Raw genomic sequence first — 401 nt, forward strand, 5'->3', positions numbered from 1 at the left:
ACCTCGACGGAGGGATGATCCGCAGCCACCTGGCTGCGCTATCGACACTCCGATCATCGAGAATGTCGACGACCGAGTGACGCTCGAGATCAACCATGGTGCCGTATCGCGTCGCTCGCCGCCAGCTCCAGTCATCGATGCCAACCACCCGAATTTCGGAGGCGCGGTGAGTAACCGCGGCATCCCGCTTCAGTTGCCGCAGGATGGTGTCGTCACTGACCGGCATGCCGAGCCGTTGCATGAGGCGTTCGCCAGGACGTCCACCCGTGCTATGGCCGAGCAAGCCGACAATCTCCACGACCCTCGTCGTCCTGCGCGCATAAGGGGAAGCAACCGTCGGGAGTCGATCAGTGAACGTTTGTCGCTCACATTTCTGATGTGCACATCGCCAGCGGCTCAGC

The 401-nt window shown here is 61.8% G+C and carries 1 pseudogene; it reads right to left on the minus strand.

Features of this window, described 5'->3' with window-relative positions:
* Nucleotides 1-401, minus strand: a pseudogene (locus AC0L15_RS33255) (ISL3 family transposase); the annotation flags it as partial.

The organism is Mesorhizobium sp. WSM4846 (assembly GCF_055811415.1).